Origin of the sequence: Mycolicibacterium psychrotolerans (assembly GCF_010729305.1) — a bacterium.
Lineage (GTDB): Bacteria > Actinomycetota > Actinomycetes > Mycobacteriales > Mycobacteriaceae > Mycobacterium > Mycobacterium psychrotolerans.
On sequence record NZ_AP022574.1, the window covers coordinates 1431634 to 1447599 of the forward strand.

The window sequence follows — 15966 nt, forward strand, 5'->3', positions numbered from 1 at the left end:
CGCGCGGCCGACGGCTGGCATGATCGGTCAGGTGAAAGTCGTCGCCCTGGTTTGTGTGGCCGCCGCAGGTCTGGCTCTCGCCGCGCCCGCGGCCGCCCGGCCCTCGGATCCCGGCGTGGTGAACTACGCCGTACTGAACAAGGGCTCCGTCGGCAACATCGTCGGGACGCGCCTTGGGTTCGAGTCGACGTTCAGCGACCCGTTTCAGGCCTATTACGTGGACAACCCGGCCTGCAACAACTGGGCCGACATCGGGCTTCCGGAGGTCTACCTCGACCCCGACCTCGCCGCGTTCAACGGCGCCACCGCCCAGGAGTCGCCGACCGACGTGACGCATCTGGTCAAGCAGGCCGTCGGGGTGTTCGCGACGCCGGAGGCGGCCGGCCGCGCCTACCGCCGCGTGGTCGACCGGACCGTCGGCTGCAGCGGCCAGACGACCGCGATGCACCTGGACGACTTCACCACACAGGTGTGGACGTTCACCGGCGGCCCCGCCGGTGCCGCGGACGCGGACTGGGTCAAGCAGGAGGCAGGCACCGACCGGCGCTGCTTCGTCACCACCCGGCTGCGCGAGAACGTGCTCCTTCAGGCCAAGGTGTGTCAGTCCGGCAACGGCGGTCCCGCAGTCAATGTGCTGGCCGGAGCGATGCAGAACACCCTCGGCCAGTAACGCGGCGGGTATTGGCGGACACGTCACCCATGTGTCACCCGCCGACGGCCGGAAATTGTCGGTGCGCTCTGGAAGATAAAGGGGAAGACTCGTCAGGCAGCGAGCGTCAACGATCGAAAGAGGACGGCTGATATGGGCCGCACGATGCCGTGTGACGGGGTCACCGGCTGCGCCGAGAACGCGCTGACCAGTGCCGAAGCCGCCGGCGAACACCTTGTCGACCGATGTCTCACCGACGGACCGGTCGGCGGGCTGGGGCTGGAGATCGAGGCGCACTGCTTCGCACTGGCCGACCCGGGCCGCCGGCCCGGATGGGACGAGCTGACCTCGGTGATCGCCGCGCTGCCGCCTCTGCCGGGCGGAAGCATGGTCACGGTCGAACCGGGCGGCGCGGTGGAACTCTCGGGCCCTCCGGCGGCCGGCCCGGCCGCCGCGATCGCGGCGATGGCCTCCGATCGGGTGGCGCTGCGCACGGCCTTCCGTCAGGCCGGTTACGGCCTGGTCCTGCTCGGCGCCGACCCGTTGCGTCCGGCCCGACGGGTGAACCCCGGCGGCCGCTATCTCGCGATGGAGCGGTTCTTCCAGGCCGACGGCACCGGCGACGCCGGTGCGGCGATGATGACGTCCACGGCCTCGATCCAGGTCAACGTCGAGGCCGGGCCGCGCACGCAGTGGGCCGACCGGGTGCGGCTGACCCACGCGCTGGGGCCCACGATGATCGCCGTCGCCGCGAACTCACCGATGCTCGGCGGCGGCTTCACGGGCTGGCAGTCCACCCGCCAGCGCGTCTGGGGCCAGCTCGACTCGGCGCGGTGCGGACCCGTCCTGGGCGCCAGCGGCGACGATCCGGCCAGCGACTGGGCGCGTTATGCGCTGCGGGCGCCCGTCATGCTCGTCCACAACCCCGACCCGGAGCCGGTCACCGAGTGGGTGCCGTTCGCGGACTGGGCCGACGGACGCGTGCTGCTCGGCGGCCGCCGGCCCACCACCGCGGATCTGGACTATCACCTGACCACGCTGTTCCCCCCTGTGCGGCCGCGGGGGTTCCTCGAGATCCGCTACCTGGACAGTGTCTCGGACGCGCTGTGGCCCGCCGTGGCGTGGACGCTCACCACGCTGCTCGACGATCCCGCCGCGGCGGACATCGCCGCGGAGGCCACCGAGCAGGTCGCCACGGCCTGGGACCGGGCGGCGCGCGAGGGGCTGGCCGACCGGCATCTGCACACCGCCGCGGTGACGTGTGTGACCGCCGCGGCCGAGCGCGCCCCCGCGGCATTGACGGAATCGATCGAACTACTGGCGCGTTCGGTCGAACGAGGACGCTGCCCGGCCGACGACTTCGCCGATCGCGTGGTGTCCTACGGGATCGCGGACGCGGTCACGCAACTGGCAGAAGGGGAACTGTGACGTCGCGCGAGGTGCTGGCCGAGGAACTGACCAAGGCCAGGTACCGCACTCTGCGCCTGGTCGATTTCGATGACGCCGAGGTGCGTCGGCAGTACGACCCGCTGATGAGCCCACTGGTCTGGGACCTCGCCCACATCGGTCAGCAGGAGGAGCTGTGGCTGCTGCGGGGCGGCAATCCGGACCGTCCCGGCCTGCTCTCCCGGCAGGTCGATCAGCTCTACGACGCGTTCGTCCACTCCCGGGCCAGCAGGGTCGACCTGCCGCTGCTGCCGCCCGCCGACGCCCGCGCCTACTGTGCGACGGTGCGCGGCAAGGTGCTCGACGCGCTCGACGCGCTGCCCGAAGGACACCCCGACGCGTTCACGTTCGGCATGGTCGTCAGCCACGAGAACCAGCACGACGAGACGATGCTGCAGGCGCTGAACCTGCGCTCGGGCGCACCGTTGCTCGACCGGGGCGCGGCGCTTCCTGCGGGTCGGACGGGACTGGCCGGCACATCGGTCGAGGTGCCTGCGGGCACGTTCGTGCTCGGCGTCGACGCCGTCACCGAGCCCTTCTCCCTCGACAACGAACGTCCCGCCCATGTCGTCGACGTGCCCGCCTTCCGCATCGGCAAGGTGCCGGTAACCAACGGCGAATGGCGTCAATTCATCGATGACGACGGCTACGACCAGCCGCGATGGTGGTCCGAGGCCGGCTGGGCGCACCGGCAGCAGGCCGGCCTGACCGCGCCGCTGTTCTGGAACTCCGGCGCGCCGGCGGGCACCCGCACCCGATTCGGGCACGTCGAGGACATCCCGGCCGACGAACCCGTTCAGCACGTCGGTTTCTTCGAAGCCGAGGCGTACGCGGCGTGGGCCGGTGCGCGGCTGCCCACCGAGATCGAGTGGGAGAAGGCGTGCGCGTGGGACCCGGCCGCCGGGGCCCGCCGCCGCTACCCGTGGGGTGGGGCCGACCCGACATCCGACCGGGCGAACCTCGGCGGCGGCGCACTGCGCCCGGCCCCGGTCGGCGCCTATCCGGGTGGGGCATCGGCGTACGGCGCCGAACAGATGCTCGGCGATGTGTGGGAGTGGACCACCTCGACGCTGCGGCCCTGGCCGGGCTTCACCCCGATGGTCTACGAGCAGTACTCCGCGCCGTTCTTCGACGGGGTGGCCTCTGGCGACTACCGGGTGCTGCGCGGTGGGTCGTGGGCGGTGGCGGCCGGCATCCTGCGGCCGAGTTTCCGCAACTGGGACCACCCCATCCGCAGGCAGATCTTCTCGGGCGTGCGGCTGGCCTGGGATGTGTAGGCATCTGGCCTGGCTGGGCGCGCCGGTCTCGCTGGCGTCGCTGATGCTCGAGCCGCCGTCGGGTCTGCTGGTGCAGTCCTATGCCCCGCGCAGGCAGAAGCACGGCCTGATGAACGCCGACGGTTGGGGCGCAGGGTTTTTCGACGGACCCCAGCCGCGCCGCTGGCGGAGCGCGGCACCGCTGTGGGGCGACGCGTCGTTCGCGTCGGTTGCGCCGGCTCTGGTGAGCGGGTGCGTGGTCGCGGCGGTGCGCTCGGCCAGCGTCGGCATGCCGATCGAGGCGTCGGCGTCGGCGCCGTTCACCGACGGGACGTGGCTGCTGTCGCACAACGGGCTCGTCGACCGTGCGGTGCTGCCAATGTCGGCGCATGCGGAGTCGACCAACGACAGCGCGCTGCTGGCGGCGCTGATCTTCGAGCGCGGTCTGGACGCGCTGGGCGACACGATCGCAAGCGTCTCCGCGGCCGATCCGAACGCCCGGCTGAACATCTTGGCCGCCAACGGATCCCGGCTGGTCGCCACCACCTGCGGGGACACGCTGTCTGTTCTGCGCCGTGCCGACGGCGTCGTGCTGGCCAGCGAACCCTACGACGACGACCCGTCCTGGCAGGAGATCCCCGATCGCCACCTCGTCACTGTCGACGCCGTCGGCACGCAGGTCGAGCTGACACCGTTGAAAGGACCGTGATGACGTTCTCGTTGGAGAACTACCTGGCCGCCGACGCCGCCGAGGCCGCGCTGCGCCGCGACGTCCGGGACGGGCTGGGTGGCACGCCGAAGTCGTTGCCCCCCAAGTGGTTCTACGATGCCGTCGGCAGCGATCTGTTCGACCAGATCACCCGGCTGCCGGAGTACTACCCCACGCGGGCCGAGGCGCAGATCCTCGCGGCGCACGCCGCGGAGATCGCGGAGGCCTCCGGCGCCGACACGCTGGTCGAGTTGGGCAGCGGCACGTCGGAGAAGACCCGCAGGCTGCTCGACGCGATGGCCGGGCGCGGCGCGTTGCGCCGCTTCATCCCGTTCGACGTCGACGCCTCGGTGCTCGAGGCGGCGGGCGCGGCGATCGAGACCGAATATCCCGGCACCGACGTCGCGGCGGTCTGTGGGGATTTCGAGGAGCATCTGGGCAAGATTCCGGCGACCGGGCGGCGCTTGGTCGCTTTCCTGGGCTCCACCATCGGCAACCTGACGCCCGGCCCGCGGGCGGAGTTCCTGTCCTCGGTGGCGGCGATGATGCAGCCCGGTGACACGCTGCTGCTGGGCACCGACCTGGTCAAGGACACCGGACGGCTGATCCGCGCGTACGACGACAGCGCCGGGGTCACGGCGCGCTTCAACCTCAACGTGTTGGCGGTGGTGAATCGCGAACTGGGCGCGGACTTCGACCTCGACGCGTTCGCCCATGTCGCCCGCTGGAATCCCGACGAGGAGCGCATCGAGATGTGGCTGCGCTCCACCCGCGCGCAGACGGTACACATCGCGGCGCTGGAGCTGGATGTCGACTTCGCCGAGGGGGAGGAGATGCTGACCGAGGTGTCGTGCAAGTTCCGCCGGTCCCGGGTGGACGGTGAACTCGAGGCGGCCGGCCTGCGGCGCACCCACTGGTGGACCGACGAGGCGGGCGACTTCGGGCTGTCGTTGGCGGTGCGATGACCCTCGCTGACACATGGCGCGCCGCGCGGCCGCCGACGGCGTGCGTGCACCTCGACAGCGCCGCGTGCTCGCGGCAGAGTTTCGCGGCGATCGAGGCCGCGGCCCAGCACGCCCGCCACGAAGCGGAGGTCGGCGGCTACGTGGCCGCGGAGGCGGCGGTGCCCGCGCTCGACGCCGGCCGTGCGGCGGTGCGGGCGCTCACCGGGATGGCCGACGCCGAGGTGGTGTTCACCACCGGCTCCAACCACGCGCTCGACGTACTGCTGGCCGATTGGCAGGGTCCGCGTGTGATCGCCTGTCTGGCAAGTGAATACGGACCGAATCTGGCGATCATGGCGCGCCGCGGGTTCGAGATCCGGGAGCTGCCGGTCGACGGATTCGGCCGGTTGGACCTCGACGCCGTCGGGGCGGCGCTGACCAACGATCCGCCCGCGCTGGTGCACTTCACCATGCTGGGCAGTCACAGCGGGGTGGTGCAGCCGGTCCGCGACATCGCCGGAGCGTGCCACGCGCAGGGTCTGCCGTTGATCGTCGACGCCGCGCAGGGCTTCGCGCACCTGGACTGCGCCGGCATCGGCGCAGACGCGCTCTACTCGTCGTCGCGCAAATGGGCGGCCGGTCCCCGCGGAGTCGGGGTGCTGGCCACCCGGCCGGGATTCCTCTCCGAGGACACCCGGCTGCGGCTGGACCACGCCGAGTCGAATGTCGGCCTGCACGTGAGTCTCTCGGTGGCCCTCGGCGAGCACGTCGCGGCCGGCCCCGAGGCGGTCCAGGCACGGCTGCGCGATGTCGGCGCCGCGACCCGGCAGGCGCTGGCCCAGGTCCCGGGCTGGCAGGTGCTCGAGGACGTCGATGAACCCAGCGCGATCACCACGGTGTTGCCCCCCGACGGCGTCGACCCGCTGCGGGTGCGGTCCGCGTTGATCGACGAGCACGCCATCGTCACCACGTTCGTCGATCTGTGGCGGGCGCCGAACGTGCTGACCCGCCCGGCCCTGCGGATCTCCCCGCACGTCGACGTGGCCGATGACGACCTCGAAGCACTCACCGCCGCGCTGGCGGCCGTGTCGGGGGTGTGACCGGGCGCACTTCTGGTTATCCCTGCCCCACCACCAGTGGAGGGACGCCGCCCATGACAGCCACCGAGGCCGAACAGGCCAAGCCGGAGAAGAAGAAGAAGCGGGACCGGACGCACTGGCTCTACATCATGGTGATCGTCGCGGTGATCGCCGGGATCGTGGTGGGGTTGGTGGCGCCCGACATAGCCGCCTCGCTCGGTGTGCTGGGCGAGTTGTTCGTCAAGCTGATCAAGATGATGATCGTCCCGGTCATCTTCTGCACGGTGGTGCTCGGCATCGGCAAGGTGCGCGCGGCCACCGCGGTCGGGAAGGTCGGCGGCCTGGCGATCGGGTACTTCCTGGTGATGTCGACGGTGGCCCTGGCCATCGGCCTGGTCGTCGGCAACCTGATCAGCCCCGGCACCGGCCTGAACGTCACCAGCGATCCCGGTAAGGGCGCCGAACTCGCCGGTGAGGCCGAATCTGCCGGAGGCGCAATGGACTTCGTCTCCGACATCATCCCGACGACGCTGTTCAGCTCGATCACCGAGGGCAACGTGCTGCAGGCGCTGTTCGTCGCGCTGCTGGTCGGATTCGGTATCCAGTCGCTGGGGCGGACCGGGGAGCCGCTGCTGCGCGGGATCGAAGGCGTGCAGAAGTTGGTCTTCAAGATCCTGATCGGCGTGCTGTGGCTGGCGCCGATCGGCGCGTTCGGCGCGATCGCGGAGGTGGTCGGCGACACCGGGTTCGAGGCGGTGATCCAGCTCGGGGTGCTGATGCTGGCTTTCTACCTGACCTGCGTGATCTTCGTGTTCGGCATCCTCGGTGCGCTGCTGTGGATGGTGGCCCGGGTGTCGGTGTTCAAGTTGGCCCGCTACCTGGCCCGGGAGTACCTGCTGATCGTCGCCACATCGTCCTCGGAGTCTGCGCTGCCGCGGTTGATCGCGAAGATGGAGCACGCCGGCGTGGAACCGGCGACGGTCGGCATCGTCGTGCCGACCGGGTATTCGTTCAACCTCGACGGCACGGCGATCTACCTGACCATGGCGTCGCTGTTCATCGCCGACGCGCTGGGTGACCCGCTGTCGATACCCGAACAGCTGGGGCTGCTCGCCTTCATGATCATCGCGTCGAAGGGTGCGGCGGGAGTCAGCGGCGCCGGCCTGGCCACGCTGGCCGCCGGGCTGCAGAGCCACCGGCCTGAACTGCTCGACGGCGTCGGCATCATCGTCGGGATCGACCGGTTCATGTCCGAGGCCCGTGCACTGACCAACTTCTCCGGCAACGCCGTCGCCACGGTGCTCGTCGCCTGCTGGACGCACACCCTCGACAGTGGTCGGCTCAACGACGTCCTCGACGGCAACCGGCCGTTCGACGAGTCCACGATGGTCGACGACGACGACTCGACCGAGGAGACCCGCGAGGACCGCGACGTCCGCGAGACCCGCGGGACGCTGGAGACCAAGGAGTCCTCTCCGACCGGGTAGGTCGGGTCCCCTCCGGTCGTCCGCACTTGCGCTGCCCGACGATTCGGTTGTGGGCCCAAGGTGTTCTCTCCGTCACATCTGCCGTGCCATGTTGGTGCTCGACACCGCCACCGCACCGCAGATCGGCTCTGGAAAGGAACCCGTCGCCATGAAGGTCGAAGATCTCCTCAAACCGTTCCCCATCAAAGAGTTTCACCCGTTTCCCCGCGCGATGATGGGCCCCGGCGCGCACGAGATGGTCGGCCCGGAAGCGCTGAAGATGGGCTTCAAGCGGACGCTGCTGATGAGCTCGGGCCTGCGCGGCACCGACATCGTGCACAACATGGCCGAGTCGCTGAAGTGGCACGGACTCGAGGTCGTGGTCTACGACCAGGTGGAGTCCAACCCCAAGGACTACAACGTCATGGACGCGGTCAAGCTCTACCAGGAGAACGAGTGCGACAGCTTCGTCTCTATCGGCGGCGGCTCCACGCACGACGCGTGTAAGGGCGCCCGGATCTCGATCGCCCACGACGGCCGCAACGTCAACGACTTCGAGGGCTTCAACAAGAGCGAGAACCCGAAGAACCCGCCGCACATCGCGATCTCCACGACCGCGGGCACCGGCTCGGAGACCTCGTGGGCCTACGTCATCACCGACACCACCACCGATCCCGACAACCCGCACAAGTACGTCGCGTTCGACGACGCGTCGGTGGCGACGCTGGCCGTCGACGACCCGGTGCTGTACTTCGAATGCCCCGTGGACTACACCGCGCAGTGCGGTTTCGACGTGCTCGCCCATGCGTCGGAGCCCTACGTCTCACGGCTGAACTTCGAGCCGTCGCTGGGCAACGCGATCCGCGCGATCAAGCTGACCGCCGAGAACCTGCGCGAAGCCACCTGGAACGGAACCGATCTCAAGGGCCGCGAAGGCATGATGTACGCGCAGTACATCGCCGCGCAGGCGTTCAACTCGGGCGGGCTGGGCATCATCCACTCGATCTCGCATGCGATCTCCGCGTTCTACGACACGCACCACGGCCTGAACAACGCGATCGCGCTGCCCCGGGTGTGGGCGTTCAACATGCCGGTGGCCTACAAGCGTTTCGCCGACATCGCGCAGGCGATGGGCGTGGACACCTACGGCATGACCGACGTGCAGGCCGCCGACGCCGCGCTGGCGGCCGCGATCCGGCTGCTGCGCGACGTCGACATCATTGAGCGCTTCGTCGACGTCAAGCAGGACAGCTACTCGAAGAACCGGCTGGGCCAGGGGCCCACCAAGTTCTACGAGAACGCTCCGGTGATCAAGGGCGACAAGGCCGACGTCGACCGCATCACCAACCACGTCCTCGGCGACGCCTGCACGCCGGGCAACGCCAAGGAGTGCACGTTCGAGACCGTGCGCCCCGTGGTCGAGCACTGCATGAACGGCAGCCTCGACGAGCTGCTGCCGTAGCGATGTTCGCATCCGTGGACGAGGTGCGCGAGGCGCTCGCCGGCGAGGGATACATCGCCGACGAGCGCCTGGCCACCACGGTGTTCCTGCAGACCCGCCTCGACAAGCCGCTGCTCATCGAGGGTCCGGCCGGCGTCGGCAAGACCGAGCTGGCGAAGGCGCTGGCCGCCGCCTCCGGGCGCCGGCTGCTGCGGCTGCAGTGCTATGAGGGCCAGGACGAGACCAAGGCGCTCTACGAGTGGGACTACGGCAAGCAGCTGCTCTACACCCAGATCCTGCGCGAGAAGATCGGCCAGATCGTTTCCGACGCAGCCGATCTCGAGGAGGCCGTGGACCGGATCGGTGCACAGGAGAGCGTGTTCTTCTCCGACCGGTTCCTGGCGCCCCGGCCCCTGCTGGAGGCGGTGCGCTCGCCGGAGCCGGTGGTCCTGCTGATCGACGAGATCGACCGGGCAGACGAGGCGCTCGAGGCCGTGCTGCTCGAACTGCTCGGCGAGTACCAGGTGTCGGTACCCGAGATCGGTACGTTCGTCGCCGAGCACGCCCCCTATGTGATCCTGACGTCGAACAACACCCGCGACCTCGCGGCGGCGCTCAAGCGACGCTGCCTGCACCTGTTCCTGGACTACCCGGCCGCCGAGCGCGAACTGGAGATCGTGCGGTCCAAGAACACCGGGCTGACCGACGCGCTGGCCGCCCAGCTCGTCGACATCGTCCGCGGGCTGCGGGAGCTGGAACTGCGCAAGGCGCCCAGCATCTCGGAGACCATCGACTGGGCCCGCACCCTGGCGGTGCTCGGCGTCGACGAGCTGTCGGCCCGAGTGCTGTCGGACACCGTGTCCGTGGTGGTCAAGTACGACAAGGACGTCCGCAAGTCCCTTGACGCGTTGCCGCGGCTGGTCGACCCCAACGCGAACGTGCCCGAACGGCATCCCCACCCGCACGGCCACGGGCATGACCACGGGCACGACCATGGCCACGATCACGATCACGACCATGACCACGGGGACGACGGGCCGGCGGCCCGGCTGGCCAAGGACCAGCCCGGCCGCTTCACCGACGGCTACTACGGCACCCCGAAGAAGACCGAGCAGAAGTCGGCGACGGCGACGCTGGGCCGGCGCCGGGCGCTGTAGGTCATGGAGGCCACCCTGCACCGGTTCGTCCGGCTCCTGCGCCTTGCCGGGCTACGGGTCTCGATCCCCGAGGCGCTGGACGCGATGCGGTGCGCCGGGCAGCCCGGTGTGTTGTCGTCCCGGGCTGTCCTGCGGACCGCATTGCGCGTCGCGCTCGTCAAGGACGAGCGCGACGCGCCGGTCTTCGACGAGATCTTCGACGCGTTCTTCGCATTGGTGCGGGTCGGCGGTGAGCGCGGCGGGCACGGGCACTCCCACGCCCACGACGACCTCGTCGACGGCGGAGAGCTCGAATCCTTCACGCTCTCCGAGGAACCGAGCGACACCCCCGAACAGGGGCATGAGCACGGCAAGCCGTCGAGCATCCGCGACTACTTCAAACAGGAGGACCTCGCGCAGCGCTACAACCTGCATCAGGAGGCCAACAAGATCGACCTCGCGGCGCTGACCGACGAGATCGCGTTCTCCAAGGACACCCGCAGCAGCGCCGACGACGCGGTGCGGATCCAGCTGTCCACCGACCGCCTGCGCGGCGCCGCGACTGCGGGCGCCCTGTCCACCTCTGCAGGCACGCCGGTCGACGCGGAGCTGACCATCGCCGAGCAAGAGGTGCTGCTCGGTTGGCTCGAGTCCGAAACCGGTTGTGAGGGGGATGAATCCGACGCCGCCGCGCTGCGCACCCGGCTGGCCGGGGTGCTGGAGAACCTGCCGCTGGCGCTGAAGCGTCACCTCGAGGCGCTGCTGGCGCTCGAGACCGCGATCGTGGAGACCCGCGAGCGGCGCGAGGCGCTGGTGGACCGGATCGCCGAGCCCGAGCGCGCCGACCTGGAGGACTCGCTGCGCCGGCTGGCCCGCACCCTGCACGGCGCCCTCACTCATCGCCGCCGGGTCGCCGCCGCCGGACGCGTCGACTCCGGTCAGACCATGCGCCGCAACATGCGTTTCGACGGGGTGCCGTTCAAGCCCGTCACCGTGCGCCGTGCCGAGGACCGGCCGCGGCTGGTGGTGCTCGCCGACGTCAGCCTGTCGGTACGGGCGACCTCGCGGTTCACGCTGAACCTGGTCCACGGACTGCAGGACCTGTTCACCCAGGTGCGGTCGTTCGTGTTCGTCGCCGACGTCGCCGAGACCACCGAACTGTTCCGCGACCATCCGAGCGAACAGGCGCTCGGACTGATCTTCGGCGGCGACGTGATCGACACAGCAGCCAACTCCGACTACGGCAGCGTCTTCGGCGAGTTCCTGGCCGAACACTCCTCGGCGGTGACCCGCCGGACCACCGTGCTGGTGCTCGGCGACGGCCGCACCAACGCCAGGGATCCCAACCTCGCGGCGTTCGAGGAGATCACCCGGCGCGCGCGGGAAACCGTGTGGCTCACCCCGGAGCCGCGCTACTCCTGGGGACTGGGCAGTTGCGACCTGCCGGCCTACGCCGAGTTCTGCGACCGGATCCGCGTGGTGGCCGACCTGTCCGGGCTGGAGAGCGCCGCGCACGAGTTCGCCGCGGACGCGGTGGGGAGATGACGTGAGCCGTACGCTGGAGCGCAGGATGTTGTCCGGGTCACATTCCGTGCGCCCGGCCTGGGGCGGGCGAGGCGAGGCAGTGGCGAGACCGGAGACCAGCGTGACGGCGGTCGCGGCGCGGGACGAGCCGCGTCGCGCCGACTGCGGCGCCCGGCTGCTGAAGTTCCACGCTCCCGAGATCGTGTTCGGCATCGACTCCATGGCCGAGGCCGCGCACGCCGCGCTGCGGCTCGGCGCGCTGCGGCCGATGCTCGTCACCGACCCCGGCCTCATCGAAGCGGGATGGGCCGACGAGATGGTCGCCCACCTCGCCGAGCAGGGCATCCAGGCCCGGATGTGGCACGACCTCACGCCCAACCCCAAGGACCACGAGATCGCGGCCGGCTTCGACACCTACGCCGAACACGGCTGCGACGTGCTGCTGGCCGTCGGCGGCGGGTCGGTGATCGACGCCGCCAAGGGGGTGGCGATCCTGGCGGCCAACGGCGGCGACATCCTCGACTACGAGGGGGTCGACAAGGCCGAGATGCCGATCCCGCCGCTGGTAGTCGTGCCGTCCACGTCCGGCACGGGTGCCGACGTCTCGCAGTTCTGCATCGTCACCGACACCACCCGCAACACCAAGATCACCATCCTGGGCCGGGCGCTGGTCCCGGACATCACGGTCATCGACCCGCGACTTCTCACCACGATGCCCGACTGGCTCAACGCCGCCACCGGGCTGGACGCGCTCACCCACGGCATCGAGGCGTTCGTGTCGCTGGGCCACAACCAGCTCACCGACCATCACGCGCTGCGCGCCGTGCAGATGGTCACCGACAACCTCGCGGACACCCTCGAGCGGCCCGCGGACATGCCCGCGCGGGTGCTGATGGCCCAGGCCGCGCTCGAGGCGGGTCTGGCGTTCACCAATGCGATCCTCGGCGCCGCCCACGCGATGAGCCACCAGGTCGGTGGCCTGCTGGATCTGCCGCACGGTGTGGTCAACGGCGTGCTGCTGCCGCACGTCATCCGCTTCAACGCCGAGGCCGACCCCGAGCCGTACAAGACCATCGCGACGTTCCTCGGGGTCGCTGATCCGGGCACGCCCGCCGCCGAGGCGGCGCTGGCGCTGGCCGACCGCATCGACCGGCTGGCCCGTGATGTGGGCGTGCCGCGCGGGCTGGCGCAACTGGGGGTGTCCGAGGACGACTTGCCCCGGCTGGCCAAGACGGCGCTGGCCGACGCCTGCATGAGCACCAACCCGCGCAGTGCCGACGAGGTCCAGATGCAGGCGCTCTTCCAGGCGGCGATGTGAGGCCCGGCCCGTGACCGCCGCCGACACCGGCCCGCCCGACCTGGCCAGGTTGACGGGTCTGCGGTCGGGCAAGGGCCGCTTCTACCCCGAATTGCGGCTCACCGCACAGCGATTGGACCGGGTGATCGCGGCGCTCGACACCATCTCGCGGGCGCTGGTGCAGACGATCGAGGGTCCGGAGAATCTTGTGCGCGCGGTGGCCGAGGCGGCGCGGGCCACCCTCGACGCCGAGTGGGTGCTGCTGGCGCTCGCCGACGGCGCGCTGCCCGAGGCCAGTGTGCGACATCTCATCCTGGATTCCGAGGGTGTCGCGTACGCGTTCGAAGGGCTCTGCAGCGCAGCCGATCCCGGTGCCGCGCTGCCCGACGTCGTGCTCAACCGGCTCAACGACATCCTGCGCGGGCAACTCGCCCAGTTCCGGTTACCGGTGATCGAGAAACAGCACGCGCATGTGCCGATCGAACTGGACGGCACCGTGATCGGGGCATTCGCGGCGTGGACGCCGCCGCACCGCACGCTCGACGGCACCGACGCGATGGTGATGCGCATCCTAGCCGGCCAGACCGCGGTGGCGCTGCAGAACTCGGCGCTGTTCACCAAGTCGGTGACGCTGCTGGCCCAGTCCGAGGCGCGCAACGCCGAACTGCTGGCCACTCAGCGCGAACTCGGTGCGGCACAACGCCATCAGGTACTCAACTCCGAGCGGCACCGCATCGCGCGCGAACTCCACGACAGCGTCGCACAGACCGTTCTCTCGGCCGGAATGCAGATCGAGGTGTGCCGCAGCGAGATCGGCCACGGCGCAGGTGAACTGGCCGGCCGGCTGGATCTGGCCAAGGAACTCACCCGGTCGGCGACCGAGCAGCTGCGCTCGGCGATCTACGCGCTCAACCAGCCCGCCGACGCCGAGCGCTCCAGCCTGGCCGCCATGCTCGGACAGCTGGCGACCGTGCACATGCCCGAGGATCTGCGGGTGACGCTGCGGGTGGACGGCCCCGCCGTCGAGTTGCCCGGCGATGTCGAGCACGCCCTGCTGCGCATCGCCGGTGAGGCGCTGTTCAACACCGCGGTGCACGGCAACGCGACCCGCGCCCTGGTGCGGTTGTCCTACAGCCATGACGCGGTGGCGCTGTCGATCGCCGACGACGGCACCGGAGACCCGGACATGCTGCGGTTGATCCTGCGGATGGCCGAGGCTGCCGACGTCGACGGCCGGCACCGCGGCCTGGCCAACATGCGGGCCCGTGCCGCCGAACACGGCGGGACCTTGGACGTGTACCGGTCCCGCATCGGCGGGGTGCGCGTCGTGGCGCGCATCCCGTATCACGCAGGAACCCTTGCAGAAAGCCGACACTCATGACACCCATCCGGCTCGTCCTCGTCGACGATCACGCGATCCTGCGGCAGGGCCTGAGGTCGGTGCTCGAACGCGCCGACGATCTCGTCGTCGTCGGGGAGGCCGCCTCGGAGGCCGAGGCCGAGGCGGTGGTGCGGGCCACCCGACCCGACGTGGTGCTGCTGGACCTCAAGCTCTCCGCGGGCTCGGAGTTCGAGGGACTCACGTTGTGCGCCAAACTCTCCGCCGAGTATCCGGCGCTCGGCCTGCTGGTGCTCACGACGTTCCTCGACGAGGACCTCGTGGTGCGCGCGGTGCATGCAGGCGCGCGAGGGTATGTGGTGAAGGACGTCGACACCACCGAGCTGGTCCGGGCGATCCGGGCCATCTCGGCGGGCGAGAGCGCGTTCGATTCGCGCAGCGCCGCGGCGGTGGTGCGGTCCATGTCGGGCCGCGGAGAGACCCGCGCGCAGCTGACCGACCGCGAGGTGGAGGTGCTGCGGTTGCTCGCCGCGGGGTTGTCCAACAACAAGATCGGCGAGAAGCTCTACATCTCGGCGACGACCGCGAAGTTCCACGTCAGCAACATCATGCGCAAGCTCGAGGTGAGCAGACGCGCCGAGGCGGTGTACGCCGCGAGCAAGCGGGGCCTGATCTAACGGTCCAGCACCAGCCAGCCGCCGTGAAAGGCGTAGGTGTGTGCGGTGATTCCCGGATGCCGGGCCGTCAGCCCGTCGGCCAGCCGATGCAACCGGGGCAGGTCGAAGCGCTGCAGGTGCCCGTAGCAGTCCCGGGGCTCCTCCTCGAACGGCACCGCGACGATCACGCGCCTGCGCGCCAGCCGCAGCGCCTCGTCGAGGACCGCATTCAGCACGCCGGTCGGGAGGTGCTCGATCAGGTGCAGTGCGGTCACGGTGTCGGCGCTGCCGTCGGGCAGCCCGACATCGGCGGCATCGGACGCCAGCGTCGTCAGCGGCCGGCGCAGCCGCGCGCTCACCCGGTCCAGGAGCCGCATCGCCGAGTGGCTGAGATCGGTTGCCAGCACGTCGTGTCCGAGCGCGGCCATCCGCAGCGGGAAGAACCCGAAACACGAACCCAGATCGATCAACCGGTGCCCGCGCACCTGCGCGGCCGCTTCGGCGTGGATCGGGGCGAAGGCGGCGTCGCCGCGCTCGAGCGCGGCCAGTGAGTTGCGGTAGAAGCGCAGCCAGGACGACAGCCCGCCGTCGACGGTCGAGCGGACGACGCCGGTGAACACCAGCTCGAACTCGGACTGCCCGTGCAGCACGCCGGTGTCGACCAGCTGCTCGGTGAGCAGCCCGGTCAGCTCGTCGGACAGCTCACCGGCAGTGAGATCGTGCTCGACGGCGAGCCACTGTTCGCGCCGGTGCACGCAGAATCGGGTGGTGCAGACGGTAGCGCCGGCCGGGTGCGGGCGGTGCGGACCACGGCGCCGGGTGACCTGGACACCGTGACCGCTCCACCGGCCCCGCGGCGACGGAGCGAGCGGATCGAGCAGGGCTGCTTGCATATTCGTTGACGCTAGGCGCCGTGCTGCGGTGTGCGCGCGCCCCGAACGGGTGCGATGGGGGAGCCGTCCGGATGGGTGGTGACTGCCCGATCGGTGAGTTCTGCCCGGGCCGCGGGCTGTTCTAACGTTGA

At 70.2% G+C, this 15966-nt stretch carries 14 protein-coding genes; 13 read left to right on the forward strand and 1 reads right to left on the reverse strand.

Translation table 11 applies throughout. The annotated features are described in order from the left end of the window. Positions 1-19 precede the first annotated feature (19 nt). From G6N45_RS07110 to G6N45_RS07170, 13 genes are all read left to right on the forward strand, one after another. Positions 20-670, forward strand: a complete 651-nt coding sequence (locus G6N45_RS07110) for a sensor domain-containing protein (RefSeq protein ID WP_163721157.1) — start codon at positions 20-22, stop codon at positions 668-670. A 132-nt stretch (positions 671-802) separates the two neighbouring features. Next, positions 803-2077: an ergothioneine biosynthesis glutamate--cysteine ligase EgtA gene (egtA, locus tag G6N45_RS07115; protein ID WP_179965284.1), complete on the forward strand. Its 1275-nt coding sequence runs from the start codon at positions 803-805 to the stop codon at positions 2075-2077. Then, positions 2074-3372, forward strand: a complete 1299-nt coding sequence (gene egtB / locus G6N45_RS07120) for an ergothioneine biosynthesis protein EgtB (protein ID WP_163721159.1) — start codon at positions 2074-2076, stop codon at positions 3370-3372. Before egtA ends, egtB begins: the two co-directional genes overlap by 4 nt. After that, positions 3365-4060 carry an ergothioneine biosynthesis protein EgtC gene (gene egtC / locus G6N45_RS07125; protein WP_163721161.1) on the forward strand — a complete coding sequence of 232 codons (696 nt, stop codon included), beginning with the start codon at positions 3365-3367 and terminating at the stop codon, positions 4058-4060. Before egtB ends, egtC begins: the two co-directional genes overlap by 8 nt. Continuing rightward, entirely contained in the window at positions 4060-5025 is a 966-nt protein-coding gene (gene egtD / locus G6N45_RS07130; RefSeq protein ID WP_163721163.1) for an L-histidine N(alpha)-methyltransferase, read from the forward strand. The genes egtC and egtD overlap by 1 nt, the downstream gene beginning before the upstream one ends. After that, positions 5022-6104: an ergothioneine biosynthesis PLP-dependent enzyme EgtE gene (egtE, locus tag G6N45_RS07135; RefSeq protein ID WP_163721164.1), complete on the forward strand. Its 1083-nt coding sequence runs from the start codon at positions 5022-5024 to the stop codon at positions 6102-6104. The genes egtD and egtE overlap by 4 nt, the downstream gene beginning before the upstream one ends. A 53-nt stretch (positions 6105-6157) precedes the next feature. Then, a complete protein-coding gene (locus tag G6N45_RS07140; protein ID WP_163721166.1) occupies positions 6158-7570 on the forward strand; it encodes a cation:dicarboxylate symporter family transporter in 1413 nt (470 codons plus the stop codon). A gap of 148 nt (positions 7571-7718) precedes the next feature. Continuing rightward, positions 7719-9011: an NDMA-dependent methanol dehydrogenase gene (mdo, locus tag G6N45_RS07145; RefSeq protein ID WP_163727989.1), complete on the forward strand. Its 1293-nt coding sequence runs from the start codon at positions 7719-7721 to the stop codon at positions 9009-9011. A 2-nt stretch (positions 9012-9013) separates the two neighbouring features. Next, positions 9014-10147, forward strand: coding sequence for an AAA family ATPase (locus G6N45_RS07150; protein ID WP_163721168.1), 1134 nt, complete (start codon positions 9014-9016; stop codon positions 10145-10147). Positions 10148-10150: 3 nt separating this feature from the next. Next, positions 10151-11671, forward strand: a complete 1521-nt coding sequence (locus tag G6N45_RS07155; protein ID WP_163721170.1) for a VWA domain-containing protein — start codon at positions 10151-10153, stop codon at positions 11669-11671. 79 nt (positions 11672-11750) lie between these two features. Beyond that, positions 11751-12968 carry an iron-containing alcohol dehydrogenase gene (locus G6N45_RS07160; RefSeq protein ID WP_407664307.1) on the forward strand — a complete coding sequence of 406 codons (1218 nt, stop codon included), beginning with the start codon at positions 11751-11753 and terminating at the stop codon, positions 12966-12968. Positions 12969-12978: 10 nt separating this feature from the next. Continuing rightward, positions 12979-14328 (forward strand): MadS family sensor histidine kinase, encoded by a 1350-nt coding sequence (locus G6N45_RS07165; RefSeq protein WP_163721172.1) that lies wholly within the window; start codon positions 12979-12981, stop codon positions 14326-14328. Continuing rightward, complete coding sequence (locus G6N45_RS07170) at positions 14325-14963, forward strand: MadR family response regulator transcription factor (protein WP_057149440.1); 639 nt, start codon at positions 14325-14327, stop codon at positions 14961-14963. The genes G6N45_RS07165 and G6N45_RS07170 overlap by 4 nt, the downstream gene beginning before the upstream one ends. Here the strand turns inward: G6N45_RS07170 and mftM are convergent. Continuing rightward, complete coding sequence (gene mftM, locus G6N45_RS07175) at positions 14960-15835, reverse strand: mycofactocin oligosaccharide methyltransferase MftM (RefSeq protein ID WP_163721174.1); 876 nt, start codon at positions 15833-15835, stop codon at positions 14960-14962. The two genes, G6N45_RS07170 and mftM, sit on opposite strands and share 4 nt — an antisense overlap. Positions 15836-15966 lie beyond the last annotated feature (131 nt).